We start from the raw sequence: 24,837 nt of genomic DNA on the forward strand, positions 1-24,837 counted from the left end.
CGCGGTGGCGGATGTAAGTACAGCGTATCGAAGGAAGGTTCTCTCGCGACATAGGGCGCACAGGAGGCGCACGATGCGTGTCGCGGGCTTCGACCGGGTTGGACCCGCTTCGGCCGCACTTTTGTCGTCGTACGAGGTGAGTTGCCGGGTTCGGAGGGCCCCGGGAGTGCCGTCACGGCACTCGGGACCCTCCGGAACCCGGCTCACGCGGTCGTGCGCTCAGACCAGGCCGAGGCGCACCGCGGCGGCTTCGGCGTCCACCGGAACGGTGACCGGCTGCGGAGCGCCGGCGACCGCCCAGTCGGGGTCCTTGAGGCCGTTGCCGGTGACGGTGCACACGATCCGCTGACCCGGGTCCACCAGGCCCAGCTCGGCGGCCTTGAGCAGACCTGCCACGGACGCGGCCGAGGCGGGCTCGACGAAGACACCCTCCTGAGCGGCCAACAGCCGGTAGGCGGCGAGGATCTGGCGGTCCGTCACCTCGTCGATGAAACCGCCCGACTCGTCCCGCGCCTGCAGCGCGTAGTCCCAGGAGGCCGGGTTGCCGATGCGGATCGCGGTGGCGACGGTGTGCGGCTCCTTGACGACCTCGCCGCGCACGATGGGCGCGGAACCGGAGGCCTGAAAACCCCACACGCGGGGCGTACGGGAGGCCAGGCCGTCGGCCTTGTACTCCTTGAACCCCTTCCAGTACGCGGTGATGTTGCCCGCGTTGCCCACCGGCAGCACGTGCACGTCCGGGGCGTCGCCGAGCGCGTCGACGATCTCGAACGCGGCCGTCTTCTGGCCCTCGATCCGCACCGGGTTGACGGAATTGACCAGCGCCACCGGGTAGTTGTCCGACAGCGCGCGGGCGAGGTCCAGGCAGTCGTCGAAGTTGCCGTCCACCTGGAGGATCTTGGCGCCGTGCACGAGGGCCTGGCCCATCTTGCCCAGCGCGATCTTGCCGCGGGGCACGAGCACCGCGCAGACCATTCCGGCGCGCACCGCGTAGGCGGCGGCGGAGGCCGAAGTGTTGCCGGTGGAGGCGCAGATGACGGCCTTCGCGCCCTCCTCCTTGGCCCTGGTGATCGCCATGGTCATGCCGCGGTCCTTGAAGGACCCGGTGGGGTTCGCCCCCTCGACCTTGAGGTGCACCTCGCATCCGGTGCGCTCGGACAGCACCTGTGCGGGGACGAGGGGAGTGCCACCCTCGCGGAGCGTGACCACCGGAGTCGTGTCCGTGACCGGCAGGCGGTCCCGGTACTCCTCGATGATCCCGCGCCACTGGTGGGTGCGATTGCTGCTCATGGGTCCTTACTCCCCTTCAACACGCATGATGCTGGCGACACCGCGGACGGTGTCCAGCTTCCGCAGCGCCTCGACGGTCCCGGAGAGGGCGGCGTCGGCGGCGCGGTGGGTGACGACGACGAGGGAGGCCTCCTTGCCGACCCCGTCTGGACGACCCTGCTGCCGGACGGTGTCGATGGACACACCGTGCTCCGCGAACGTCGTCGCCACCTGGGCGAGGACGCCCGGCTTGTCGGCCACATCGAGGCTGATGTGGTAGCGGGTGACGACGTCGCCCATGGGGCTGACCGGCAGCTGGGTGTACGCCGACTCGCCGGGCCCCGTTGCCTCGGCGAGCTTGTTGCGGGCGACGGCGACGAGGTCGCCGAGGACCGCGGACGCGGTCGGGGCGCCGCCCGCACCGGGCCCGTAGAACATCAGCCGCCCGGCGGCGTCCGCCTCCACGAAGACGGCGTTGTACGCCTCGCGGACGGAGGCGAGCGGGTGGCTGAGCGGGATCATCGCCGGGTGGACGCGGGCGGTGACGGACTCGCCGTCCGCGGCGCGCTCCAGGATGGCGAGGAGCTTGATGGTGCAGCCCATCCGCTTGGCGGAGGCGAAGTCCGCGGCGCTGACCTCGGTCATGCCCTCGCGGTACACGTCGTCCAGGCGGACGCGGGTGTGGAAGGCGATGCCGGCCAGGATCGCGGCCTTGGCGGCGGCGTCGTAGCCCTCGACGTCGGCGGTCGGGTCGGCCTCGGCGTACCCGAGGGCGGTGGCCTCGTCGAGCGCCTCCTGGTAGCCGGCGCCGGTCGAGTCCATCTTGTCGAGGATGAAGTTCGTCGTGCCGTTGACGATGCCCATCACACGGTTGATCTTGTCGCCGGCGAGGGACTCGCGCAGCGGGCGGATCAGCGGGATGGCGCCGGCGACGGCGGCCTCGTAGTAGAGGTCGAGCCCGGCCTGCTCGGCGGCGGCGTGCAGCGCGGCGCCGTCCTGGGCGAGCAGCGCCTTGTTCGCGGAGACCACCGAGATGCCGTGCTCGAAGGCGGTGGTGATCAGGGTGCGGGCCGGCTCGATGCCGCCGATGACCTCGATGGCGATGTCGATGTCACCGCGTTTGAGGAGGGCGGTCGCGTCGGTGGTGATCAGCGCGGGATCGATGCCCTCGCGCACCTTGGAGGGGCGGCGCACGGCCACGCCGGCGAGCTCGACGGGCGCGCCGATCCTCTGCGTGAGGTCGTCGGCGTGCGTCGTCATGATGCGAGCCACCTCTGAGCCGACCACTCCACAGCCCAGCAGCGCCACCTTCAGCGGACGCGTACGCATCATTCGACCTACGCCTTTCGATCTTCCATCATTACCCCGCGCACGGTTTGCGCGCGGGGTGTGAACCAGTCTCACTCAATGGACAGCACTTTCCATCTTCGGTCCATTGAGTGAGACACCTATTTCATTATCCGACGTCGAGTCGCAGGAGATCTTCCTCCGTCTCGCGGCGAACGATCACTCGCGCCTGTCCGTCACGCACGGCGACCACGGGCGGGCGGAGCGCGTGGTTGTAGTTGCTGGCCATGGAGCGGCAGTACGCGCCGGTCGCGGGCACGGCGAGGAGGTCGCCGGGCGCCAGGTCGGCCGGCAGGAACGCGTCCTTCACGACGATGTCACCGCTCTCGCAGTGCTTGCCGACGACGCGCACGAGCATCGGCTCGGCATCGGAAGTACGGGATACGAGCGCGATGGAGTATTCGGCGTCGTAGAGCGCCGTACGAATGTTGTCGGACATCCCGCCGTCGACGCTGACGTAGGTACGCAGCCCTTCGAGCGGCTTGATGGTCCCCACCTCGTACAGCGTGAACGCAGTGGGGCCGACGATGGCGCGGCCGGGCTCGACGGAGATGCGGGGGGCGCGCAGCCCGGCGCTCTCGCACTCGCGGGCCACGATCTCGGTGAGCGCCTTGGCGATCTCGTGCGGCTCGCGGGGGTCGTCGTTCGAGGTGTAGGCGATGCCGAGGCCGCCGCCGAGGTCGATCTCGGGCAGTTCGACGCCGTGCTCGTCGCGGACGGCGGCGAGCAGCCGCACGACGCGCTTGGCGGAGACCTCGAAGCCGGCCATGTCGAAGATCTGCGAGCCGATGTGGGAGTGGACGCCCAACAGCTCCAGCGAGTCGTGCCCGAGGGCGCGGCGCACGGCCTCGGCGGCGGACCCGTCCGCGACGGCGATGCCGAACTTCTGGTCCTCGTGGGCGGTGGCGATGAACTCGTGCGTGTGCGCCTCGACGCCGACGGTCACGCGGATCTGCACGGGCTGGCGTACGCCGAGCTCGCGGGCGATGTGCGCGACGCGGGCGATCTCCTGGAAGGAGTCGAGCACGATGCGCCCGACCCCCGCCTCGACGGCCCGGCGGATCTCGTTCTCGGACTTGTTGTTGCCGTGGAAGGCGATGCGTGCGGCGGGCATCCCGGCGGCGAGGGCTGTGCTCAGCTCCCCGCCGGAGCACACGTCCACGTTGAGCCCCTCTTCCTTCAGCCACTTCACGACGGCCTTGGAGAGGAACGCCTTCCCTGCGTAGAAGACGTCGGCGTCCTTGCCGAAGGCGGTCGCCCAGGCCCGGCAGCGGGCCCGGAAGTCGTCCTCGTCCAGGAAGTACGCGGGCGTACCGAACTCCTCGGCGAGCTTGGTGACTTCGATGCCGCCGACGGAGACGACGCCGTCGTCCTCGCGCCGTACGGTGCGGGCCCAGACCTTCTCGTCGAGCGCGTTCAGGTCGGCGGGCGGCGGGGAGTAGTGCCCTTCGGGCAGGACGTCGGCGTGGCGGGGGCCGGCGGGGTGCGCGGAACGGCTCATCGGTTTCTCTCTTCGCGGTTCATAGGCGTTCGGGTGCGTCCATGCCGAGCAGGGCCAGGCCGCCGGCCAGCACCGTCCCGGCGGCTTCGGCGAGTGCCAGCCGGGCGCGGTGGGCGGCCGAGGGTTTCTCGTCCCCCTGGGGCAGTACGCGGTACTGGAAGTCGAGCAGCGCGTCGGCCAGCTCGACGAGGTTCCGGGTGAGCCGCTCGGGCGCGCGGTGGTGCGCGGCGGCCTCGAGTACGAGGGGGTGGTCGGCGAGGAGGCGCAGCAGGGCGGGGGCGTCGTCGACATCGCCCGCTTCCGGGTGGAAGCCCAGCTGCTCGGCGTTCCGAACGAGGGCCCGGCTGCGCGCGTGGGCGTACCGCACCCGGAAGAACTCGCTCGCCTCGCCCTGTACGAGCAGCTGCGCGTCGCAGAAGGAAGGGGTCTCGCGGGCGGGCGTGGCGAGCATCGCCCAGCAGGCGGCGTCGGCCCCGTAGCGGGCGAGGACGTCACCGTCGCGCTTGGCGACGGGGGCGACGGGGGCGACGGGGGCGACTGTCTCGGTGGGGGCGCCACCCTGGACGCACAGGAGCCGCAGGACACTCCGTCGCACGACGCGCTCGCGCAGCCCGAGCCCGCTCTCGTCGGCGGGGACGACGTGGGCGGCGCCCCCGCGGACGTCCCGGATGACGATGTCGCGAATGATCGCGTCGGTGATGACCGCGGGCGCGGAGGGGGCGGGCAGCACGAAGTTGAGGAACCCGGCTCCGGTGACCTCGACGCGTTCGATGCCGGGCTCGGCGCCGAGCCGGCGGGCCAGTACGCCGGCCACGTCACGGGGCGGGCGTCCGGCGGCCTTGGCTACCTGGAAGGCGACGGGGCTGGCGTAGTCCCCCACCCCGCCGGGCCGGGTCCGCTCGACGACGACCCGCTCGGGCACGGCCGCACCTGCGACGAGCTCCCCGTCGGCGACGGCGCAGCGCACGGCGCGTACGACGCAACGGGAGAGGTCTGCGGGGGTCACGGGACCAGCCTAGGCGAGACGCCCGGTCATCCCGCGAAGGGTTTCGCCATGTGAACAGCAGGCCCCGGGGACCGACCGCGACTCAGCCGCGACCTCTCCCGGCGGGAGCCCCTTTCCTCCCGTCGCGCCGGTCCTTGCGCTCTACGAGCCGGCGGACGACGCGTACGAGCTCGGTGGGCTCGAAGGGCTTGGCGAGGAACGCGTCGACGCCGGCCGCGATCCCGGCTTCGACCTCGTGCTGCGTGCAGGCGCTGACGATGGCGACGGGCACGTCCTGGGTCCGCGGATCGGCCCGCAACTGCGCGGCGGCCCCGAACCCGTCCAGGCGCGGCATGACCACATCAAGGGTGATCACATCGGGACACACCCGGTGCACCACGTCCAGGCACTCGGCACCATCGTTCGCGGTCACGACCTCGAAGCCCTCCAGCTCGAGATTGACCTTGATCAGCTGCCGGATGACCTTGTTGTCGTCGACAACGAGGACCCGGCCAGAGACGCCTGGCACAACTCGAGAGTAGGTCGGCACGGGCCCCCGCGTCCGGGTTTTTGCCACTTCCACCCCGTGCGGGCGACCGACTCCCCCTTCCCCCACAAACAGGTTCCTGATCACCCCATGGAAGCTGGTAGTGTTCAACCCGTCGCCGCACCACAAGCGACGCGCCCCCGTAGCTCAGGGGATAGAGCAACGGCCTCCGGAGCCGTGTGCGCAGGTTCGAATCCTGCCGGGGGCACTTCGCAGGAAGTGCCCAAAGACCCCGCCATCAGCGGCAACGCTGAGACGGGGTCTTCGCGTATGTGCAGCCAACTACCGCCCTGTGCACCACGATCCCACCCGGGGGACTGGAAAGGCCATGCGTCAAGGGGTGCGTTGGGTGTTCCAGATCGCGTGGTCGAGTTCCCAGGGGGTGCAACCCAGTTGGGTCGCCGCCTCCTTGACCAGGCGGGTTGCTTCCGGTGTGGTCACCGGGCGGTGCAGTACGCCTTGCAGCCAGCGGAGGATCATGCGGTCCGGCTTGATGCGGTCGTCGGCGCCTACCAGCATCCACAGGTAGGCGAGGCGGGCGCCCGAGCCGTGGCCGGGGGTGCCGGCGAGGTGGCGTTCGGCGGACTTCAGGCGGTCCGTGTCGGCGAGGAGCGCATCGGCTTCGGCGAGGGTGTTCAGTCCGTGGGCCGTCAGGATCTCGGCGTAGCCGAGGGCGGCCTCCGCCTTTCGTGGGGCGCCGTGATGTGCCCGCGTGCGCTGGCGGTTCCGCAGGACGTGTGCCGAGAAGTCCTCCACGCCTGCGGTGCGGACCTGGGTCACGAACCGGCTGAGCGGCTGTTCGTCGGAGGTCGGGAGGTACGGGCTGATGCCGGCCCAGGTCGCGTAGCGGTGGCAGGTCGGGGCCGTGTGACGGTCGTAGTCGGCGTTGATCGAGAAGACGGCGTCGAGCACACACAGGGACATGTGGGCCCACCGTCGGCTTCGCGGCTCGACTGCGAGGCGTCCGGCAGCGATGACGACGCGGGCTACTTCGTCCATGGTCCCCCCAATGGCAGAGCTGTGGGGCAGTGTTGCACGTCGGGCCCCCCGGTTCCGGTGGTCCGTACGAGGGGTGGGCCGGGGATGCTGTGGGTTTGGGGGGTGGGTGGGGGGCAAGGCCCTGCCTAAGGTGGGTGGTGAGGCCGCATCGTGCCGCTGACCTGGCGCTTTGCGGGAGAGCTCGGAGTGGATGGGGCGGCACGATGCGTGAGCTGGTGGAGACGGCCCGGCAGTGGTTGGCCGAGGGGCGGGCGGGCTATCTGGCCCGGCCCGTCACCGAGCAGGGCTTCGGGCCGCGGGATCCCGCCGGGGCCGTGCTCGTCGATGCGCGGGGGGAGTGCGTCGGCAGCCTGTACCGCGGGGTCTTCGACGCCGAGCTCGTCGCCGAGGCCGTGGCCATGGCCCCCGGGGCCACCGCGCGGGTGTGCGAGGTGTCCGTGGCCGGGGACGAGGCAGTGGCGGCGAAGCTGACCTGCGGCGGACAGGCCGAGGTGCTGCTCCAGCCGCTCGCGGCGATTCCCGCCGAGTGGTGGGAACTGCTCGGCGCGGGCGTCGGGGTGGCGTTGGTGACCCGGCTGAACGAGGCCGCCGACCGGGCGTCCAGCGAGGTCGTACGGGCCACCGCCGTGCCGGGCGACGATGCCGGACGGCGGGCCGGGGAGCTGCTGGCCACGCGGCGGGCCGGGCGGGACGCCCTGTACGGGGCGTCCGGCCTGGTGCTGGTCGAGGCGCACCCGTCGGCCCCGTACGTGGTCATCGGCGGCGGTGGCGAGTTGGCCGCCATCATCGAGCGGCAGGCGCTGCTGCTGGGCTGGGAGGCGGTACGGGTCGAGGCCGCCGGGCCGGCTGTCGAGGTGATCGAAGCCCGCCGGGACGCCGCATGCGTGGTCATGCTGAGCCACGACGAGCAGTTCGACGTGCCGACGCTGCGGGCGGCGCTGGCCGCGGGGGTCCCGTACATCGGGGCGCTCGGGTCGCGGCGTACGACCGCGCGCCGGCGGGAGGGGCTGCTCGCCGCCGGGGTCACCGAGGCGGAGCTGGCCCGGGTGCACGGGCCTATCGGGCTCGACCTCGGCGCCCGCACGCCGGCGGAGACCGCGCTGGCGATCTGCGCCGAGATCCTCGGGGTGCTGGGGGCGCGCAAGGGGGGTGCGCTTCGGGACAGTGACGGACCGGTCAACGTCCCCGACGGCACCGGGGCAGGGATTCACGCACCGGGATCCGCTCCCCCGACAGGCGCGATTTGATGGGTCATGTAGAAAATGTCCCTATGGACATGATCCTGAGCGTGGACCCGGTCGCCTGGGACATCGTGTGGTTTCTCGTCGTCGGCATCGTCGTCGCCGGCATGCTGCTCGGCGGCTTCAAGCTGGGCCAGCGGGTCCGGGCCAAGGAACCGCCGCCGCCCGCCGCCGAGGAGCAGCCCCACCTGCCCAACGGCGGAGCCGTCTACGAGGTCCGCGAGGAGCGGGACCAGGTGGAGATCCCCGAGGGCGGCCTGAGACCGCACGAGATGCAGGGCTACGGGAACTTCGGCTCCACCACCTCCAGCCACCCGGACGAGGTCCGCAAGGAGCGCGAGTCCGGTTACAAGCTGCCCGAAGGCCCGGGGCCGCACCCGCAGCCCGGGGCTCCCCCGGACGCCGGGCGCGGGGCGCACGCCTGACCCAACGACACGGCCCAAGGACGACCTGGCCCGCGCCTCCCGCGCGGGTCAGAGGTCTGTCCGCAGCCGCAGCACCTCCGGCGGCGGGTGCCGGGCCGAGGTGTGCCGGACCTCCGCCGTGAGCGGCGGGTCCAGGGCGTGGTAGGGGACCTCCCCGAGCCCGATGGCGGTGACGGTGGTGGTGGCGGTGGCCGGCGCCTCGGCGTCCCCGCGCGCGGCGGCGGCCTCGGCCACCTCCCGGCGCAGCGCCGCCGTCAGTGGGCTCGACACCAGCGGGGTCTCGTCCCCGACCGGCAGGACGAGCACCAGGGCGAGCGGCCGGCGCGGGGTGCCGGTGTAACCGACCACCGCCGCGTCCCGGACGTCGGTGTGCCGCAGCTTCTGCCAGCCGCGCCGCCCGGCCGGGTAGGCCTGGTCCAGCCTTTTGACGACGAGGCCCTCGATGCCGCTGGCGGGGAGCGTCTCGTACCAGGTGGCGGCCAGTTCCGGGTCGGTCGTCATCGGGACCGGCTGGAGCGGCGGCCCGAGGGGTAGGAGCAGGTCGACGAGGAGGGCCCGGCGGCGTTCGTACGGGCGGGCGCGCACGTCCAACCCGGCCAGTTCCAGCACGTCGAAGGCGGCGTACGAGGCCGGCAGGCTCTGCGCCAGCACGGCGGCCCGCGCGGCGGTGGCCGCCGCCCGCCGCTGCACCAGCGCGAAGTCCGTGCGGCCCGCGTGCCAGACCACCACCTCGCCGTCGAGGACCGTACCGGCGGGCAACTGCAGCGCGGCCGCGGCCAGGTCCGGGAACGCGCTGGTGACGATCCGCCCGGAGCGGGCCTGGAGCACCACGCCGGCCGCCGAGCGTGCGACGACCAGCCGGTGCCCGTCGAACTTCGGCTCGTACGCCAGCCCCGCCCCGCGCGGCAGGGTGCGTACGGCGGTGGCCAGCGCGACGCGGATCACGGCCGGGCCCTCGGGAGCGGGCGGCCCCGCGCGGGGTCGGCCAGCGGGGCGAAGAGGTCGCCGTCGCGGACGAGCCGCGGCCCGATGTCGTCGGCGAGGAAGACCAGGTCGGCGGGGGTGCGGCAGGCTTCGACCTCCGCCCAGGACACGGGTGCGGAGACGGTGGGGCGGGCCCGCGCGCGCAGGGTGTAGGCGGCGGCGGTGGTCTTGGCGGCGGCGTTCTGGCTGTGGTCGACGAAGACCTTGCCGGGGCGCAGGGCCTTGGCCATGCGGTGGACCACGAGGTCGGGGAGCTCGCGCTCGGCCTCCTGGGCGAGCTGCTTCGCGTACGCGGACACCTGCGCGGACGGGGTCGGCTCCAGGGGCACGGCCAGGTGCAGGCCCTTGGAGCCGGAGGTCTTGGGGTAGGCGTCGAGGCCGTCGGCGGCCAGGCGCTCGCGCAGCCACAGTGCGGCGGCGCTGCACTCGACGACGGACGCGGGCGCGCCGGGGTCGAGGTCGAGGACCATGCGGTCGGCGACGGCGGGGCTGCCGGCCGGCCACTGGTGGATGTGGAACTCGACGACGAGGTTGGCGGACCACATGAGGGTGGCCATGTCGGCGACGACCACCTGTTCGGCGGAGGGGTCCTCGGAGCGGGGCACGGAGGTGGTCCTCACCCAGTCGGGTGCGCCGGGCGGCGGGTTCTTGGTGAAGAACAGCTGGCCTTCCGGTCCGTCCGGATAGCGCAGGAAGGACACCGCCCGGTCGTGGATCTGGGCGAGCAGGGGCTCCGCGACGGTGGCGTAGTAGTGCAGCACCTCGCCCTTCGTGAAGCCGGTCTCCGGGTAGAGGACCTTGTCGAGGTTGCTGAGCGCGATGCGACGGCCCTCCACCAATGTGATCGGCGTCATACGATGAGACTGCCACGAAACAGGAGGAACCGTGCGATCCATCTGGAACGGAGCGATCTCCTTCGGCCTCGTCAGCATTCCGATCAAGCTCGTGAACGCCACCGAGAGCCACTCGATCTCCTTCCGTCAGATCCACCTCGCCGACGGCGGCCGGATCCGCTACCGCAAGGTGTGCGAGCTGGACGGCGAGGAGGTGTCGGGCGCCGAGATCGGCAAGGGGTACGAGGAGGCGGACGGGTCCGTCATCCCGATCACGGACGAGGACCTGGCGCAGCTGCCGCTCGCCACGGCGAAGACGATCGAGATCATGTCGTTCGTGCCCGCCGAGGAGATCGATCCGCTGCAGATGGACGCGGCGTACTACCTGGCGGCGAACGGGGCGACGGCGGCGAAGCCGTACACCCTGCTGCGGGAGGCGCTGAAGCGGAGCCGGAAGGTCGCGATCGCCAAGTTCGCGCTGCGGGGGCGGGAGCGGCTGGGCATGCTGCGGGTCGTCGACGACGTCATCGCGATGCACGGTCTGCTGTGGCCGGACGAGATCCGGGCGCCGGAGGGGGTCGCTCCGGACGTGGACGTGACGGTGCGGGACGCCGAACTCGACCTGGCGGACGCGCTGATGGCGACGCTGGGCGAGGTGGAGCTGGCGTCGCTGCACGACGACTACCGGGATGCCGTGGAGGCGATGATCGCGGCCAAGGCGGGTGGGGCGTTCGAGCCGGCGGAGGCGACGGTGGAACCGGCCGGCGGGCAGGTGATCGACCTGATGGCGGCGCTGGAGAAGAGCGTGCGGGCGGCGAAGGCCTCGCGGGGCGAGGGTGGGGGCGGGGCGGAGGACGACGCCGAAGCCGGGGCAGGGGCAGGGGCCGAGGTCACGCCGATGCGGCGGCGGGGTGGGGCGGGCCGGAAGACATCGGCTGCGCCGAAGGCGGTCGGCGGGAAGAAGTCGACCGCGGCTTCGGCGAAGAAGACCGCGGCGGCCGCGAAGACCACGTCGAAGAAGAAGTCCACCACCGCCAAGTCGGGGACGGCCAAGTCGACCTCGGCCAAATCGACCACCGCGAAGTCGGGAACGACCAAGTCGACTGCTACCAAGTCGACGTCGGCGGCGAGTGCGAAGAAGGCCGGTACGGCAGCGGGGGCGAAGAAGGCCGCGGCGCCGCGGAAGCGGGCCTCTGCCTGAGGGGCGCTCCGGCGAGAGGGCGGGCGGGGGGCCTGCGGCGCCCTCTCCCCGCCCCGCACCGGCCCCGCCCTTTCACCGTTCTCCGTGGTTCCCGTCCCGGACCCCGCGGCTCAAGCGCCGGCGGGGCCGGATCGGGGGCGGCCCGGCGGGGCCGGAGCGGGACGGGAGCGGGTCGGCGGGGTCGGCGGGGTCGGCGGTAGCCAGGTTCGGGTGTCGCGGGCCTGGGCGAACAGGGCTTCGACGTCAGGGCGCTTGAGGGCCGTCGGGGAGGCGACGAGGTCCGGGGTCGCGGTCGGCGGCTGGAGGATTCGGATGTCGCGGACCGTCGGGGCGGTCTGCAGGCGGGAGGCGTCGACCACGGCCAGGGCCGGGGTGACCTTCGCGTCCAGGACCGCGGTCGCGCGGGCCGCCGCGCCGCGGACCCAGCGCGGGTCCGGGCGGGGTTCGGCGCGGCCGACCGTGAGCAGCAGGTCGCCGACCACCGCGCGCTGCCGGCGCCCCGGGACCGTACGAACGCAGAAGATCCCGGCCGGGCCGATGACCAGGTGGTCGATGCGGCCGAAGCCCGGGAGCGGGACGCAGTGCACGGTCCGCCAACCGTCGGGCTCCAGGGCGTCGAAGGCGTCGCCCATCCGCTGCTGAGCCGTCAGGTCCTGGCGCAGCCGGTGCCGGTACCGGGTGCCCGCGGTGCCGTGTTCCAGCTCGGCCAGCAGGGTCTCGCCGGGGCGGTTCGGAGCCAGGTCCGCATCCGGCGGCATGGCGAGGCGGCGCATCTCGGCCGCGGTGGGGACCGGTGGCGGCCCGATGGACACCGCGCCGCTCAGGTAGGGCCGCAGCACGGCCAGGACGGCTTCGCGGTGGTCGTCCGCGAGGACGCTGATCCGGTTGGCCTGGCGGTCGTACCAGGCGACCGCCTGCCCGTCGGGCAGGTTGACGTACAGTCGGCCGCGTCCGGGCCGGCCGCTGGGCAGTACCTTGAGTCCGCGCATTCACCCTCACCCCCGCCGTCCATGTGAGCAGCCGGGGCGCCGCACGGCAATCCCTCGGTTGTGTAACGACTCCGACGGAAGCTTGCGACTTCGCTGTTACACGAACGGGGTGTCGCCGCAACGGCCGCCGCCTAGGTTTGTCGCACCTGGAGACGCCAGGCCCCGACCAGGACACCGACACACCAGCCAGAAGGACTTCCCGTGAGCACCGTCCGCCGCCGCACTCTCGTTCGCGCCGCCGCCGTGACCGCCTGTGCCGGCAGCCTGCTGGCGCTGCCCGCCGCCGCGGCTCTGGCGGAAGGGGTCCCGGCGGCCTCGTCGGCGCACGCCTCGGCCCCGCAGCGGACCCTGGTCAAGAGCCTCTCGCTGGCCGACGGCGTGTCCACGGCCAAGATCTACCGGACCGCCAAGGGCGCCTACCAGGCCGACATCCTGGCCGCCGACGGCGCCAAGGCGACCACCCTGACCAGCCGTGACGGGGTCACGGACATCGGCGCCTCCGGTGACCTGCACGCCGCTCTGGACCCCGCGGGCCGCCTGACCTCCTGGGTGGGCGACGCCCCTGCGCAGAGCGGCGGGCACGCCGTCGCGGGCGACGGGCACAAGACGGGTACCCGTGACGGGCAGATCGTCCCGGTCTCGGCGGAGCAGCGGGCCGCCGCCGGCGACACCCGCGCCCTGGAGGCCGCGTCCGCCGAGGGCCGGCGGCTGAGTACTCTGGCCGACGGGCCGGGCGACGGCATGCTGCTGCTCGCCGCGGGCGGTGGCATCGCCGCCGTGGGTGCGGCCGGGCTCGGCTTCGCCATGCTGCGCCGGGGACGCACGGACGGCTGACCGACGCCCGTACACCCCTTCGCACGGACGGCCCGCTCGCCCGCGCTCCGGCCACCGGAGGTCGGCCGGGGCAAAAGGGGCGCACCTCCGCATATGGTGGATGCGATCGACCGGCGTCGTAACGCGCGCAGAAGGGCACGGGGGCTGTGAACAGGGGGGCCGTGAAGAGGTTCGTTTCCGGCGGTGCCGCGCGCCGCCGCTCCCGCGCTCCCGCTCCCGCGCGCGCCGCGTTGCTGCTCCTCGCCGTACTCCCGCTGCTGGCAGGCTGCGGCGACACCGGCGGCCTGGTCGGCGCCGGAGCGACCGCGACCGCGAGCGGGCCCGTACACCTGTGGCCCGACCGCCTGGGGGCGACGGTACCGCCGGCCGATCCGGCCGGCGCCCCGCCGGAGTACGTGAAGGGGATCCCTCCCGTCCGCGACCAGGACGTGCACGCGGTCGATCCGGTGGCCCTCGTCCAGGCGGAGCTGCGGGCCCACCCGAAGACCGGTGTCGGGGCCGACGGGATGCCGGCCGAGACGGCGGCGGCGATCAAGGCCTGCAAGAACGGGGCCGCGGAACCCGAGTCGTGCCCGGTGCTGGCGCCGTACTACCGGGACCTCACGGGCGACGGCAAGGACGAGCTGATCGTGGGCATCGAGTTCCCGGACAAGATGATGTCCGTACGGGTCTACACGGCCGACCGCGACGGGCGGCTCAACCGGATCATGGCGACCACGCAGACCGTCGTCTCGGTGGAGCTGGCCGGCCGGGACGTGGTGCTGCGGGTGCCCAGCGGGAACCGCGGCTACGAGTTGGTAACCGCCTGGTCCTGGGAGGAGAAGCAGCGCACCATGCTGCCGACGCGGGAGCAGATCGTACGGGTGCCCGCGAACCCGCAGGGCCCGGAGGACCGAGGTCCCGGATCCGGCGCCGGTGGCGGTGGCGGTCCGGGGCCCGGTACCGGCGCCGGTGGCGGTCCGGGGCCCGGTACCGGCGGCGGTCCCGGACCGGACCGGCCGTGACCGTGCACGAGAGCAGGGGCAGGGGCGGGAACGGGAGCGAAGGCGGGAGCGAGGACCGGGCGCGAGCCGGGCGGCGGTCACGGCTGCAGCGCCTGCGGCCGCGGCTGCCCGCCTGGACGGCCACGCTGACATGGAAGTCGGCGTGCTTCATCGCGGTGATGTGCTGCTCATTGGCAGCCGTGCTCGGCGCGCTCGTGCACGTGGAGGTGACCCGCCAGACGGTGGCCACGGCGCGGGAGAAGGCGCTGGGCAAGCTGAGCGAGGTCACGGACCGGTACGAGACGGGCGAGCCCCTGCCGCCCGGTTCCGGACTGGACCCGGTGGGGCTGCCGCCGGAGCTGCGGGCGCTCGCGGCCGGCGGACGCCGGGGGACGGTGGTGGCGGAGTACCGCGGCCGCCCGACGATGTGGGCGGCCGGCCCGGCGGACGGCCGGGCCCTGGCGACCACCATCGACTACGGGCAGAGCGCCCGCACCATCAGCGGACTGGACAACGCGATCATCGGGTCGTCGGTGCTGGCGATCGGCGGGACGCTGCTCGTGGGCGCCTTCGCGGTGACCCGGGTGACGCGGCGGCTGCACCAGACGGCGACCGTGGCGCGGCGGATCACGCAGGGCGACCTCGACGCCCGGGTGGACGACCCGCGGACGAAGGACCCGTCGCGGCGCCAGGACGAAGTGGCGACGGTGGCCGGGGCGCTGGACACGATGGCGGGGAGCCTGCAGTCGAAGCTGGAGAGCGAGCGGAGGTTCACGGCGGACGTGGCCCATGAGCTGCGCACGCCGCTGACCGGACTGCAGGCGGCGTCGGAGCTGCTTCCGGAGGGCCGGCCGACGGAGCTGGTGCGCGAACGGGTGCGGACGATGCGGCAGCTGACGGAGGACCTGCTGGAGATCTCCCGGCTGGACTCGGGCAGCGAGGCGGTGGAGACGGACCTGCACCAGCTGGGGCGGCTGGCCCGGCGCGTGGTGCGGGCCTCGGGAACGGACACGGAGGTGGTCGTCCTGCGGGACGCCCACGTGGAGACGGACCGGCGCCGGCTGGAGCGGGTCCTGGGGAACCTGGTGGCCAACGCCCATCAGCACGGGCGGCAGCCGGTGGTGATGACGGTGGACGGGCAGGTGGTGACCGTACGGGACCACGGGGACGGCTTCCCGGACTACCTGCTGGCGCACGGCCCGCAGCGCTTCCGCAGCGGTGGAAAGGGGCACGGGCTGGGCCTGACCATCGCCGCGGGCCAGGCGGAGGCGATCGGCGCGACGCTGCGCTTCCGCTCCGCGGAGGGCGGCGGCGGCCTGGCGGTCCTCACCCTCCCGGGTTCCTAGGGGAGAGCTCGGGGGTCGCCCGGCAACCGCCGATCCGCCGCCGGGCGAATGCGGACGCGTGCCCCTGCCCGGCTCACCGGGCCGCCGGCCGGTTCCGGCGCCGGAACCGGAACCGTTCTCGGCCTGAGGCACGGCCGACACCTGGACCGGGCCGCGCGGGCCCAAGGCCGGGACCGAGCGGGGCCGGGGCCCGGGGTCAGTCCTGGGGGCGGGGGGTCTTGGTCCAGGGCCAGCGGGGTCGCGGCTTGGTGCCCGAGGGGCGGAACGCGTACTTCCAGCCCTTCTGCAGGCCCAGCCGCTTCGAGTAGCCCGACGGGACGCGTTCGTACAGCAGCACCGTCGGCGGGCCGTCCGGCGTCGGGACGGGAATCTCGTACCACTTCGGCGGGTGTCCGGTCGGGCCGGTCAGGATCGGGAGGACCCGGCCGTCCATCGGGCCGCCCTCGAACGGGGTCGGTTCGCTTCTCACCCCACCAGTGTCACAGCAGGTGGGCGGCCTCGGAGACCACCGGCATCACACGCCGGGCCAGGTCCCCCACCGGGCCGTCCGCCGATTCCATGGCCAGGGCGGCCCGGGCGGCGGCCGCGGTCTCCGGATCCGTGGCGGCGGTGGCCGTCAGCAGGGCGATGAACTGGTCGAGCAGCCAGTCGCGGAGGGTGTCGACCTCGGGCTGCTTGCCCTCGTCGATCCATATGAGGGAGGCGGCCTCGACCGCCGTGATCCAGGTGCGGACCATCATGCGCAGCCGGGGCCCGGGTGTCGGAACACCCAGGTGGAGGAGGATCTGCTCGGCCGCGGACCGCCGGATGCCGTCGACGGTCGCCGTCGTGCGGGAGGTCTCCACGACGCTGCCGCCCTGGAGGAGGGCCGCGAAGCCGGTGTCGTGTTCGTCGACGAACGCGAGGTAGCGGTCGAGGGCCCGGGACAGCCGCCGGGTCAGGGGGCCCTGCTGGGGTTCGGCGAAGCAGAGTTCGAGGAGGTCGGCCGCCGAGCGCAGGGCCGCCTCGTAGAGCTGCTGCTTGCCGCCGGGGAAGTAGCGGTAGACGAGCGGGCGCGAGACCCCGGCGGCCTCCGCGACGTCGTCGAGCGAGACCTCCTCCGGAGCCCTGTGCGCGAACAGCGAGAGGGCCGCGTCGAGGAGTTGGGCCCGCCGCTCCTCGACGCTCAGCCTGCGGTACGCGCGTACGGTCATGACCGCAGGGTAGCCCGCGTGCGGCCGCCCGCGGCCGGCGTCCGCGAAGTCCCGGCCCGATCCCTCGCCCGATCCCCCGGCCACGTCCTGAGCCCGATCCCTCGCCCGATCCCCCGGCCACGTCCTGAGCCCGATCCCTCGCCCGATCCCCCGGCCACGTCCTGAGCCCGATCCCTCGTCCGATCCCTCCGCCGGGGCCCCGGGCCCGGGGCCCCGGCCCCTCCCCCGCCGCTCCCTACGCCAGCAGCCCCGAGCTCTGCCACAGCTTCCGGCCGACGCCGCGCAGTACGCCGATGTCGTCGAGGAAGTCGGTGAGCCGCTTGGCTCCGGTCTGCATGACCTCGCGGCGGTGTCCGCTGGCCCGGACCTGGGCGACCGCTTCGCGGCGGTCCAGTCCGACGTTGTCGTACACGGCCGGGTTCACGAAGGCGAGGGAGAAGACGCGCGCGGCCTCGCCGCAGCTGATCCGGGTGAGTTCCTGCTCCCAGCGCGGGGCCGTCAGCATCTGGCGGCGCAGTTCCTCACGCGCGTACCGGACGTGCCGGGCCTCCTCGATGACGTGGATCCGGGTGACGCCGCGCACCAGCGGCTGGATGCGCTCGTCCGGGAAGGTCAGGCGCTGCATCCAGTCGAGGATCTCCTCGCCGAGCAGGGTGCAGGCGAAGGAACCGGGGGTGGTGGAGACGGTCTTCAGGATCCGCGCGAGGTTGTGGTTGAGGCGGGAGACGGGGTACTCGGGGCTGCCGCTCTGCTGGATCATGCGGGCGAACATCATCGAGTGGCGGCACTCGTCGGCGATCTCGGTGAGCGCGTACCGCACGTGCTTGCTGGTCAGCGACTTGTCGTAGATGTGGCGGACCATCAGCTGCATGAGGATGATCTCGAACCAGATGCCGAGGGAGCCGAGCGCGGCCGCCTCGTGGCGGGAGAGGTCGATGCGCTGCTCCTCGCCCATTTTCTTCCAGAGCGGGGTGTCGTAGAGGGAGAGCAGTTCGGGCGGCCAGTAGTACTTCCCCTCGACCATGGGTGCGTCCCAGTCGAGTTCCTTGTCGGGGTCGAAGGAGTGCTTGGCCGAGGATTCCAGCAGGCGCTCGGCTATCTGCTCCCGGTCCTTGAGGAGGCCGAGGGCGTCCCTGAGCGCGGCTCGTTCGGTCACGGTCGTCATGGCTTCGGACACCTCGTCGTCGAGTTACCGGCGGTCACTGCTTATGAGACTGCTTGTCAGCAAGGTCGTCAATCCCCCGCGCACGACTTGTTGACCCCGCGTCTACCAACGTGTGACCCTGCCAACTGTCCGGTCCTGCACCGCAGTACGTGAGACGAGGGGGCGTCAGTGTCGACGCACGAGCTCTACACCGAGGACCCGGGCGAGGCCGTCTGGCAGATCCCCGCCTCCGGCTCCGCCCGCTTCAGCTGGGAGTACGACGACGGCCGCGAGCGGCTCCTCGCCCTCTACCAGAAGGGCAAGGACAAGCAGTGGGACGGCGCCAAGCGCATCGACTGGGACATCGAGGTGGACCCCTACGATCCGCTGGGCACCCCCGACGAGGCCCTGCCGCTGTACGGCACGCGGCACTGGGCCAAGCTCACCGAGAAGGACAGGGGCGACCTGCGCCAGCACTACACCGCCTGGAACTTCAGCCAGTTCCTCCACGGCGAACAGGGCGCGATGGTGTGCGCGGCGCGCATCGTCGAATCCGTTCCGGACCTCGACGCGAAGTTCTACTCGGCCACGCAGACCATGGACGAGGCCCGGCACGCCGAGATCTTCGGGCGCTTCCTGCACGAGAAGGTCGGGATGCTGTACCCGGTCAACGACAGCCTCCAGGGGCTGCTCGGCGACACCCTGCGCGACTCCCGCTGGGACATGCCCTACCTGGGCATGCAGGTGCTCATCGAGGGGCTGGCACTGGCCTCCTTCGGCCTGATCCGGGACACGACGACCAAGCCGCTGCCCAAGCAGCTGCTGGCGTACGTGATGCAGGACGAGGCCCGGCACGTGGCCTTCGGGCGGATGGCGCTGCGCGACTACTACCGGCAGCTGACGGACGCGGAACGGCGCGAGCGCGAGGAGTTCGTGATCGAGGGCTGCTATCTGATGCGGGACCGGCTGCTCGGGGTGGAAGTGCTGGAGAACTTCGGCATCCCGGCGAAGGAGGCGGAGCGGCTCAGCGAGCAGTCCGAGTTCCTGCACCTGTTCCGCAAGCTGCTGTTCAGCCGGATCGTGCCGTGCGTGAAGGACATCGGGCTGTGGGGCGAACGGCTCCAGAGGGCGTACGTGGACCTGGGCGTCTTCCACATGGGCGACTCCAACCTCGACCTGCTGATGAGCCAGGACGAGGAGATCGCCGAGGCCCTCGACCGCGAGCGCTTCGCGGCCGAGGAGTCGGAGCGGGTGGCGGAGGTCGAGGCCGCCATCCGGGAGGGCAGCGACGCTCCCCGCTGAAGCCGCGCACGCCGGGCTGTCCTGGGCGCCCGGGGCCCCGGGGCGTCCGGGGGTCTGAGGGGTCCGGGGGCCGGGGCGGCCTACGCCGAGGGCTTCGCGCGCAGCGCCGCCTCCATCACCGCCCGCGCGATGGGGGCCGCGGCGCCGTTGCCGCTGATGTCGCCCCGGTTCGCCGACGCGTCCTCCACCACCACCGCGACCGCGACCGCCGGCAGGGCCGCGCCCTCGGTGCGGGCCCAGGAGATGAACCAGGCGTACGGGGTCCCCGCGTTGCCGACGCCGTGCTGGGCGGTGCCGGTCTTGCCGCCGACCACCGCGCCCGGGATCGCCGCGTTCTTGCCGGTGCCGTTCTCCACCACCTTCACCATCAGCTCCTGCATCCGCAGCGCGGTGGCCGGATTCATCGCCCGCCCGAGGCTGCGCCGGTCGCCGCGCCGGACCGGGGAACCGTCGTCCTGGGTCGTCCGTTCCACCAGGTACGGGGAGGCCAGCTCGCCGCCGTTCGCGACGGCCGCGGCCACCATCGCCATCTGGAGCGGTGTCGCCGTGGTGTTGAACTGCCCGATCGAGGAGAGGGCCAGCTGGTCCAGGCTCATGTCGGTGTCGAAGTTCGACCGGGACACCCACGAGGGCACCCGCAGCCCCTCCGTGTTGAAGCCGAAGCGGCGCGCCGCGTCCACCATGCCGCGCAGCCCGACCTGCACCCCGATCTTCGCCATCACCGTGTTGCACGACCACTGCACGGCCTCGGCCATGGAGGCGTCCTCGCAGCCCGTGGCCGCGTTCGGCAGCAGGGTGCTGGTCCCGGGCAGCGGGTAGGGGTCCGGGGTCCGGGTGGGCGCGTCCACGTCGGTGACCACGCCCGCGTCGAGGGCCGCCGCCGCCGTCACGATCTTGAAGGTGGAGCCGGGCGGGTACGTCTCGCGCAGCGCCCGGTTGAGCATCGGCCTGGCGGGGTCCTCGTTCAGCGCCGTCCAGGCCCCCTTCGCCTGCGTGCCCGTCCCCGAGAGCACGGAGGGGTCGTACGAGGGGCTGCTGACCAGCGCGAGGATCTTCCCGGTGGCCGGTTCGAGGGCGGCCACCGCCCCGCGCTTGCCGCCGAGTCCGGCGTACGCGGCCCGCTGTACGGCGGCGCGGACGGTGGTGGCGGCGTTCCCGCCGGCCGGGCGGCCGCGGGCCAGGTCGTACCAGAGCGGGAACGCCGACAGCCCGGGGTCCGTGCCCGACAGGACGGCGTCCTCGGCGCGCTCGACGAAGCTGGTCCCGTACGTCTGGGAGGAGAACCCGGTGACGGGGGCGTAGAGCGGACCGTGGGTGTAGGTCCGCTCGTAGCGCAGCAGCTGGCCGCTGTCGCGGGAGCCCGTGACGGGTCGTCCGTCGACGAGGATGTCCCCGCGCGGCTCGGCGTAACGCTCGATGGCGGCGCGCTTGTTGGCCGGGTTCGCGCCGTAGGCCGCGGACTCCCAGACCTGCACGCGGGCGATGTTGACCAGCAGGGCGAGGAGCAGCAGCGCGCAGAAGTACGCGCACCAGCGGATGTAGCGGATCACTCGGCCGCCTCCTGCGCGGGACGGGGTCTGCGCGCGCAGTCGCTGAGTCGGACCAGCAGGGCGACGATGATCCAGTTGGTGACGACGGAGGAGCCGCCCTGGGCCAGGAAGGGCATGGCCATGCCGGTGAGCGGGATCAGCCCGGTGACGCCGCCCGCGATGACGAACACCTGGAGCGCGACGATCGAGGCGAGGCCGGTGGCGAGCAGCCGGCCGAAGGGGTCGCGCAGGGCGAGGCCGGCGCGGAAACCGCGGGCGACGAGGAGCCCGTAGAGGAGCAGGATCGCAGTGAGGCCGACGAGTCCGAGCTCCTCGCCGGCGGTGGCGAGGATGAAGTCCGACTTGGCGGCGAATCCGATGAGGAAGGACTGGCCGTGGCCGAGGCCGGATCCGAGGAGGCCTCCGGCGCCGAAGGCGAAGAGGGACTGGGCGAGCTGGCCGGGGCCCTCGCCGCGTTCGATGGAGGCGAAAGGATTCAGCCAGTCGTCCACGCGGCTGTTCACGTGCGGCTCGAAGGTCCCGACGGCGTACGCGCCGAGGGCGGCGAGCAGCAGTCCGATCGCGATCCAGCCGATCCGCCCGGTGGCGGTGAACAGCATGATCACGAAGAGGCCGAAGAACAGCATCGAGGTGCCGAGGTCGCGTTCCAGGACGAGCAGGCCGACGCTGAGCAGCCAGATCGCGAGGATCGGGCCGAGTACGCGGCCGGGCAGGAGCCGCAGCTTCCAGAAGAGCCGGCGGCCGGTCAGGGCCAGGGCGGTGCGGTTCGCGGCGAGGTAGGCGGCGAAGAACACGGCGAGCAGGATCTTGGCGAACTCCCCCGGCTGGAAGGACAGTCCGGCGAACCGGATCCAGATGTGCGCGCCGTTGACCGCCGGGAAGAAGACGGGCACCAGCATCAGCGCCAGGGCGGTGGCGACGGACAGGTACGCGTAGCGCTGGAGCACCCGGTGGTCGCGGAGCAGCGCCACGACGAGGACGAAGAGCACCACGCCGAGGGCGGACCACAGGAGCTGGCCGTCGGCGGTGGGGTGGCCGGGGGTGGTCGCGTCGAGGCGCTGGATGAGGACCAGGCCGAGCCCGTTGAGCAGGACGGCGATGGGGAGCACGAGGGGGTCGGCGTACGGGGCCCGGAGCCGGACGGCGAGGTGCGCGAGCAGCGCGGCCGCGGCGAGGCCGATGGCGTACCGGTCGGCGGGGTCGGGGATGCGGCCGGTGGTCGCCAGGCCGACGTGGAGGTGACCGAGTACGGAGATCAGGACGGCGCCCGCGAGGAGCGCCAGCTCGACCCCCCTGCGTTTGGGCGCGCCGGCTTGGGGTGGCGGGGGCGGGGAGGGCTCCGCCACCTTCGCCGTCAGAGCGGTCATACCCCGAAACGTAGCAAGCTGGCGGATGGTATGTCCGCTTATGTCATAGTGTGCCGAAGAGTCGTCACAAACGGTCGAAAGTGTCGAAAGTGAGGGGCCGAGGCGCATGGGGCCTGTGGAATTCATCGTCCTCGCCTTCCCGGAGGAGCAGCTGCGGGTACCGGCCGTCGAGGCCGTGATGGGGCTGCGCAAGACGGGCGTGGTCCGGCTGATCGACGGACTCGTCGCGACGAAGACGGCGTCGGGCGAGGTCCTCGCGGCCGAGTTCGACGAGTTCGTGGAACTGCACGGCCTGCTGACGGGACGGGACGCGGCCCGGCTGATCGGACCGGAGGACGTGCACGAGGCGGCGGACCTGCTGGAACGCGGCAGCTGCGCGCTGCTGCTGGTCGTCGAGCACGTCTGGGCCGAGGACGCCGCGATCGCCGTACGGGCGGCGGGCGGGCGGATCGTGGGCTCGGTCCGCATCCCGCCGGACCGGGTCCCGGCGGACCCCCGGGCAGGGGTGGCCTGATGTTCATCCGACCGAGGGGAGTGACGGTCCGCGCGGCCAGCCGCCCGGCGGGATCCCCCCTGCTGCGGGGCCTGCTGGCACGGGCGTCGGGCGCGGCGCAGGAGGCGGCGGGCGCGGTGCGGCCGGAGGAGCCCCCGCACCGGGGCCTGCTCGCCCGGGCGGTCCGGGCGGCGGAGCCGGACCTGCTGGAGGAGCCCGAACCGGACCCGATGGACGAGCCCGAGCCCGAGCCGGAGCCCGATCCCGACTACGAACCGGAGCCGGAGCCCATCGACGCGGCGTACTGGGACACCCACCCGGAGCCCGGCCCGGCAGCCCCCGCCGGCCTGGCCGCGGAACTGCGCCAACTGGCCGACCTGGCCCGCCAGGGCCTCCTGACCCCGCAGGAGTTCACGACGGCGAAGGCCCGGCTGCTGAACGGCTGACGGCCGCACGGCGCCCCGCGGCCACGGCCGCGACGCCGGCCAGCCCGAAGCCCAGGGCGGCCGGGTTGACGTACCCCGGGACGGAGCCGGAGTCGTAGCCCCCGCCGCCCGTGGTCTCGCAGACGAAGCCGAGCGGCACGTAGCTCACCGTGTAGTCGACGACGTGCGCCACCCGCTCCCCCGTGGCAGCCGTTCGGCAGGGCGGCAGCGGCGACGACCAGGCCCCGCCGTCCTCCGCCTCCAGGACCGCGCCGGCCACGTGGAGCAGCCCCCACGTGTAGAAGCCGACCGCGCAGGCGCCCAGCAGACCGGCGAGGGCCGTGAGCCACCCGCGCCGGCCGGAACGGATGAGGGCGGCGAGGCCGGAGCCGAGGAGAGCCGGGGTCGCGAGCAGCCCGGCCGGAACGAGCAGCAGGAGGAGGAGCGCCATCGGCCGAGTCCATCAGGCGGGCTGCCCGCCGGCCGTGATGGAACCCACACCTCCGGCAACGGGACCGTCACAGCGAGGACGTCACCCCTGGGGCGCGGCGAAGGTCTCGACTGGGCCGAACTCACTGAAGTCGATCTTGTTGACGGCCTGCGTGCCGCGCATTTCCATGCGCTGCTCGAAGCGGACCGTCCGGCCCTGGCTGTCGATCCACTGGTCGATGTCGAAGCCGGTGACCCCCTTGGCCTTCATCGAACGGTGGGTGCGCGGGTCGATAGAGGCCACCTGGTCTAGGTCGAGGTGCCCGGCAAGGTGGTACGCGGGGACCCCGCCCCGGTTCTCCATGCCCTTCTTGGCGGAGGGGCCGGCGGCGAGGAGCAGTTTGGCGTAGCCGGCGTAGTTCGCCTCGTTGTCCGGGGAGCGCGGCGCCTTCACCCAGCCGCTGCCCTCCTGGGTGCGGTTGCGGACGTAGTTGGCGTCGGCGGTCGTGACGGTCTCCATCCACAGACCGGTGGAACGGATCTCCGCGCGGCCGGTGAACGAGGTGCCGAGGTTGGACCGGCCGGTCATGGTCGACATCTCACGCCCGGCGGCCTCGGTGACGCCCTTGATGGACGCCGCGTAGGGCGTCTTCTCGGCCTCGGCAAGAGCCTGCTCGGGCTCGAACGCACCGGCGACGGGCGCGGCGGAGGAGGTGGGCACGGCGGAGGAGGACGCGGGCGCCGGGGCGCCCGCCCCACTCGGGCCCCCCTTGCAGCCCGACAGTACGGAGAGGCCGACCGCGACAACGGCGACGGCGACGGCGGAAACGGTGGTGCGACGTGCAGAAAAGGTCATCATCGCCAGGCAGCATCGCACGCCTCCGGGACGCCGACCGAACCGATTTCCGGGGGTGGGGTGGGGGTGGGGTGGGACGGCGGGGCGGTGGTGTGGGGCGGCGGTGTGGGGCGGCGGGGCGGTGGTGTGGGGCGGCGGGGCGGGATCAGGGATGTGCTGGGGGTTTCCCGTCAGTCCCATCGTCTCTCCGGTTCGTGCCGGTCCCTCAAGGGCGCTCCCTTCGGTCGCGTCGCTGCGCGATGGCCTTCGGCCACCCTTGACCGCCCGTCCCGCCCCGGAAATCCGAAAGACTGCCGGGAAGCCCCCAAAGGGACGGGCCGGGGGATCAAGACACCATCGGGGCGGTGCCCTGCCCGGGCGGAGCCCGGAGCGCCCCAAATCGCTACGCGCTCCTGCCGTTTAAGCGTCTGCGAGCCGTCAGGGGCTGGACATAGGCCGCCATCGATCGCTACGCGCTTCTCCGAGACCGCGTCCGGCCCTTGTTCGGGGCTGGGAGGGGTGGATTGGAGGGGCGGGAGGCCCATCCATCGGCTGAGCCGATGCCAACCCCCATCAAGCCCGAGGTGAGGTCGCAGCCGCGCGCATAAACAGGTG

The 24,837-nt window shown here is 72.8% G+C and carries 25 protein-coding genes and 1 tRNA gene; 10 read left to right on the forward strand and 16 right to left on the reverse strand.

The window, feature by feature from the left end; all coding sequences use genetic code 11:
• Window positions 1-219: 219 nt before the first annotated feature.
• The 5 genes from thrC to OHA91_RS12985 form a co-directional block, all read right to left on the reverse strand.
• Window positions 220-1,290: a threonine synthase gene (gene thrC / locus OHA91_RS12965; RefSeq protein ID WP_031148238.1), complete on the reverse strand. Its 1,071-nt coding sequence runs from the start codon at window positions 1,288-1,290 to the stop codon at window positions 220-222.
• Between the two features lie 6 nt (window positions 1,291-1,296).
• A complete protein-coding gene (locus tag OHA91_RS12970) occupies window positions 1,297-2,598 on the reverse strand; it encodes a homoserine dehydrogenase (RefSeq protein WP_030853572.1) in 1,302 nt (433 codons plus the stop codon).
• Window positions 2,599-2,725: 127 nt separating this feature from the next.
• Window positions 2,726-4,117 (reverse strand): diaminopimelate decarboxylase, encoded by a 1,392-nt coding sequence (gene lysA / locus OHA91_RS12975; RefSeq protein ID WP_031148235.1) that lies wholly within the window; start codon window positions 4,115-4,117, stop codon window positions 2,726-2,728.
• A gap of 19 nt (window positions 4,118-4,136) precedes the next feature.
• Window positions 4,137-5,123 (reverse strand): ArgS-related anticodon-binding protein NrtL, encoded by a 987-nt coding sequence (nrtL, locus tag OHA91_RS12980; RefSeq protein ID WP_266497688.1) that lies wholly within the window; start codon window positions 5,121-5,123, stop codon window positions 4,137-4,139.
• 82 nt (window positions 5,124-5,205) lie between these two features.
• Complete coding sequence (locus tag OHA91_RS12985) at window positions 5,206-5,718, reverse strand: response regulator (protein WP_078959174.1); 513 nt, start codon at window positions 5,716-5,718, stop codon at window positions 5,206-5,208.
• A gap of 67 nt (window positions 5,719-5,785) precedes the next feature.
• Between OHA91_RS12985 and OHA91_RS12990 the strand changes: the two genes are divergently transcribed.
• Window positions 5,786-5,857: transfer RNA gene (locus OHA91_RS12990), tRNA-Arg, on the forward strand.
• A gap of 125 nt (window positions 5,858-5,982) precedes the next feature.
• Here OHA91_RS12990 and OHA91_RS12995 read toward each other — a convergent pair.
• Complete coding sequence (locus tag OHA91_RS12995) at window positions 5,983-6,573, reverse strand: hypothetical protein (RefSeq protein ID WP_328739252.1); 591 nt, start codon at window positions 6,571-6,573, stop codon at window positions 5,983-5,985.
• A 278-nt stretch (window positions 6,574-6,851) separates the two neighbouring features.
• Here OHA91_RS12995 and OHA91_RS13000 point away from each other — a divergent pair, with 278 nt between their 5' ends.
• Both OHA91_RS13000 and OHA91_RS13005 read left to right on the forward strand, forming a co-directional pair.
• Window positions 6,852-7,895 carry an XdhC family protein gene (locus tag OHA91_RS13000; RefSeq protein ID WP_078959173.1) on the forward strand — a complete coding sequence of 348 codons (1,044 nt, stop codon included), beginning with the start codon at window positions 6,852-6,854 and terminating at the stop codon, window positions 7,893-7,895.
• A 23-nt stretch (window positions 7,896-7,918) separates the two neighbouring features.
• Window positions 7,919-8,314, forward strand: a complete 396-nt coding sequence (locus OHA91_RS13005) for a DUF6479 family protein (RefSeq protein WP_031148226.1) — start codon at window positions 7,919-7,921, stop codon at window positions 8,312-8,314.
• A 48-nt stretch (window positions 8,315-8,362) separates the two neighbouring features.
• On the opposite strand, the gene OHA91_RS13010 is transcribed toward OHA91_RS13005, so the two are convergent.
• Window positions 8,363-9,256 (reverse strand): ATP-dependent DNA ligase, encoded by an 894-nt coding sequence (locus OHA91_RS13010; protein WP_266499810.1) that lies wholly within the window; start codon window positions 9,254-9,256, stop codon window positions 8,363-8,365.
• A complete protein-coding gene (gene ligD / locus OHA91_RS13015) occupies window positions 9,256-10,152 on the reverse strand; it encodes a non-homologous end-joining DNA ligase (protein WP_031148222.1) in 897 nt (298 codons plus the stop codon). Before ligD ends, OHA91_RS13010 begins: the two co-directional genes overlap by 1 nt.
• 31 nt (window positions 10,153-10,183) lie before the next feature.
• Between ligD and ku the strand changes: the two genes are divergently transcribed.
• Window positions 10,184-11,332, forward strand: a complete 1,149-nt coding sequence (gene ku / locus OHA91_RS13020) for a non-homologous end joining protein Ku (protein WP_266497715.1) — start codon at window positions 10,184-10,186, stop codon at window positions 11,330-11,332.
• Between the two features lie 110 nt (window positions 11,333-11,442).
• Here ku and OHA91_RS13025 read toward each other — a convergent pair whose 3' ends face one another.
• Window positions 11,443-12,321, reverse strand: a complete 879-nt coding sequence (locus OHA91_RS13025) for a nuclease-related domain-containing protein (RefSeq protein ID WP_328739253.1) — start codon at window positions 12,319-12,321, stop codon at window positions 11,443-11,445.
• A gap of 201 nt (window positions 12,322-12,522) precedes the next feature.
• On the opposite strand from OHA91_RS13025, the gene OHA91_RS13030 reads away from it, so the two are divergent.
• From OHA91_RS13030 to OHA91_RS13040, 3 genes are all read left to right on the forward strand, one after another.
• Window positions 12,523-13,155 carry a hypothetical protein gene (locus OHA91_RS13030; protein ID WP_266497719.1) on the forward strand — a complete coding sequence of 211 codons (633 nt, stop codon included), beginning with the start codon at window positions 12,523-12,525 and terminating at the stop codon, window positions 13,153-13,155.
• A gap of 161 nt (window positions 13,156-13,316) precedes the next feature.
• On the forward strand, window positions 13,317-14,159 hold the full coding sequence (locus tag OHA91_RS13035; RefSeq protein WP_328739254.1) for a hypothetical protein: 843 nt from the start codon (window positions 13,317-13,319) through the stop codon (window positions 14,157-14,159).
• A gap of 92 nt (window positions 14,160-14,251) precedes the next feature.
• On the forward strand, window positions 14,252-15,484 hold the full coding sequence (locus OHA91_RS13040) for a sensor histidine kinase (protein ID WP_266499813.1): 1,233 nt from the start codon (window positions 14,252-14,254) through the stop codon (window positions 15,482-15,484).
• A 196-nt stretch (window positions 15,485-15,680) separates the two neighbouring features.
• Here OHA91_RS13040 and OHA91_RS13045 read toward each other — a convergent pair whose 3' ends face one another.
• From OHA91_RS13045 to OHA91_RS13055, 3 genes are all read right to left on the reverse strand, one after another.
• Complete coding sequence (locus tag OHA91_RS13045; protein WP_031148210.1) at window positions 15,681-15,953, reverse strand: hypothetical protein; 273 nt, start codon at window positions 15,951-15,953, stop codon at window positions 15,681-15,683.
• Between the two features lie 10 nt (window positions 15,954-15,963).
• Window positions 15,964-16,677, reverse strand: coding sequence for a TetR/AcrR family transcriptional regulator (locus OHA91_RS13050; protein WP_031148208.1), 714 nt, complete (start codon window positions 16,675-16,677; stop codon window positions 15,964-15,966).
• A 235-nt stretch (window positions 16,678-16,912) separates the two neighbouring features.
• Complete coding sequence (locus OHA91_RS13055) at window positions 16,913-17,842, reverse strand: AurF N-oxygenase family protein (protein WP_031148206.1); 930 nt, start codon at window positions 17,840-17,842, stop codon at window positions 16,913-16,915.
• Window positions 17,843-18,010: 168 nt separating this feature from the next.
• On the opposite strand from OHA91_RS13055, the gene OHA91_RS13060 reads away from it, so the two are divergent.
• Entirely contained in the window at window positions 18,011-19,123 is a 1,113-nt protein-coding gene (locus OHA91_RS13060) for a ferritin-like domain-containing protein (RefSeq protein ID WP_328739255.1), read from the forward strand.
• An 80-nt stretch (window positions 19,124-19,203) separates the two neighbouring features.
• Here the strand turns inward: OHA91_RS13060 and OHA91_RS13065 are convergent, their stop codons facing one another.
• Together OHA91_RS13065 and OHA91_RS13070 are read right to left on the reverse strand one after the other, a co-directional pair.
• Window positions 19,204-20,673, reverse strand: coding sequence for a penicillin-binding transpeptidase domain-containing protein (locus OHA91_RS13065; protein WP_328739256.1), 1,470 nt, complete (start codon window positions 20,671-20,673; stop codon window positions 19,204-19,206).
• Window positions 20,670-22,040: an FtsW/RodA/SpoVE family cell cycle protein gene (locus OHA91_RS13070; protein ID WP_031148200.1), complete on the reverse strand. Its 1,371-nt coding sequence runs from the start codon at window positions 22,038-22,040 to the stop codon at window positions 20,670-20,672. Before OHA91_RS13070 ends, OHA91_RS13065 begins: the two co-directional genes overlap by 4 nt.
• Window positions 22,041-22,146: 106 nt before the next feature.
• On the opposite strand from OHA91_RS13070, the gene OHA91_RS13075 reads away from it, so the two are divergent.
• Both OHA91_RS13075 and OHA91_RS13080 read left to right on the forward strand, forming a co-directional pair.
• Window positions 22,147-22,554 carry a DUF6325 family protein gene (locus OHA91_RS13075; protein ID WP_037631829.1) on the forward strand — a complete coding sequence of 136 codons (408 nt, stop codon included), beginning with the start codon at window positions 22,147-22,149 and terminating at the stop codon, window positions 22,552-22,554.
• Window positions 22,554-22,979 (forward strand): hypothetical protein, encoded by a 426-nt coding sequence (locus tag OHA91_RS13080; protein ID WP_158714748.1) that lies wholly within the window; start codon window positions 22,554-22,556, stop codon window positions 22,977-22,979. Before OHA91_RS13075 ends, OHA91_RS13080 begins: the two co-directional genes overlap by 1 nt.
• On the opposite strand, the gene OHA91_RS13085 is transcribed toward OHA91_RS13080, so the two are convergent.
• Both OHA91_RS13085 and OHA91_RS13090 read right to left on the reverse strand, forming a co-directional pair.
• The gene (locus OHA91_RS13085) at window positions 22,945-23,409 is read right to left on the reverse strand and encodes a hypothetical protein (protein WP_328739257.1); all 465 of its coding nucleotides are present in this window, start codon (window positions 23,407-23,409) and stop codon (window positions 22,945-22,947) included. The genes OHA91_RS13080 and OHA91_RS13085 overlap by 35 nt on opposite strands.
• 81 nt (window positions 23,410-23,490) lie before the next feature.
• Window positions 23,491-24,246: a hypothetical protein gene (locus OHA91_RS13090; protein ID WP_328739258.1), complete on the reverse strand. Its 756-nt coding sequence runs from the start codon at window positions 24,244-24,246 to the stop codon at window positions 23,491-23,493.
• Window positions 24,247-24,837: the final 591 nt, after the last annotated feature.

This window comes from Streptomyces erythrochromogenes, assembly GCF_036170895.1.
GTDB classification, from domain to species: Bacteria; Actinomycetota; Actinomycetes; order Streptomycetales; family Streptomycetaceae; genus Streptomyces; species Streptomyces erythrochromogenes.

What these genes read in the sequence shown, in the direction of transcription:
- OHA91_RS13055 (WP_031148206.1), bottom strand. Translation starts at nt 17,842, where the DNA reads ATGACGACCGTGACCGAACGAGCCGCGCTCAGGGACGCCCTCGGCCTC.
- ligD (WP_031148222.1), bottom strand. Translation starts at nt 10,152, where the DNA reads ATGACGCCGATCACATTGGTGGAGGGCCGTCGCATCGCGCTCAGCAAC.
- thrC (WP_031148238.1), bottom strand. Translation starts at nt 1,290, where the DNA reads ATGAGCAGCAATCGCACCCACCAGTGGCGCGGGATCATCGAGGAGTAC.
- OHA91_RS13090 (WP_328739258.1), bottom strand. Translation starts at nt 24,246, where the DNA reads ATGATGACCTTTTCTGCACGTCGCACCACCGTTTCCGCCGTCGCCGTC.
- OHA91_RS13085 (WP_328739257.1), bottom strand. Translation starts at nt 23,409, where the DNA reads ATGGCGCTCCTCCTCCTGCTGCTCGTTCCGGCCGGGCTGCTCGCGACC.
- OHA91_RS12995 (WP_328739252.1), bottom strand. Translation starts at nt 6,573, where the DNA reads ATGTCCCTGTGTGTGCTCGACGCCGTCTTCTCGATCAACGCCGACTAC.
- OHA91_RS13080 (WP_158714748.1), top strand. Translation starts at nt 22,554, where the DNA reads ATGTTCATCCGACCGAGGGGAGTGACGGTCCGCGCGGCCAGCCGCCCG.
- OHA91_RS13070 (WP_031148200.1), bottom strand. Translation starts at nt 22,040, where the DNA reads ATGACCGCTCTGACGGCGAAGGTGGCGGAGCCCTCCCCGCCCCCGCCA.
- OHA91_RS12970 (WP_030853572.1), bottom strand. Translation starts at nt 2,598, where the DNA reads ATGCGTACGCGTCCGCTGAAGGTGGCGCTGCTGGGCTGTGGAGTGGTC.
- OHA91_RS13005 (WP_031148226.1), top strand. Translation starts at nt 7,919, where the DNA reads ATGGACATGATCCTGAGCGTGGACCCGGTCGCCTGGGACATCGTGTGG.
- OHA91_RS13050 (WP_031148208.1), bottom strand. Translation starts at nt 16,677, where the DNA reads ATGACCGTACGCGCGTACCGCAGGCTGAGCGTCGAGGAGCGGCGGGCC.
- OHA91_RS13075 (WP_037631829.1), top strand. Translation starts at nt 22,147, where the DNA reads ATGGGGCCTGTGGAATTCATCGTCCTCGCCTTCCCGGAGGAGCAGCTG.
- lysA (WP_031148235.1), bottom strand. Translation starts at nt 4,117, where the DNA reads ATGAGCCGTTCCGCGCACCCCGCCGGCCCCCGCCACGCCGACGTCCTG.
- OHA91_RS13000 (WP_078959173.1), top strand. Translation starts at nt 6,852, where the DNA reads ATGCGTGAGCTGGTGGAGACGGCCCGGCAGTGGTTGGCCGAGGGGCGG.
- OHA91_RS13025 (WP_328739253.1), bottom strand. Translation starts at nt 12,321, where the DNA reads ATGCGCGGACTCAAGGTACTGCCCAGCGGCCGGCCCGGACGCGGCCGA.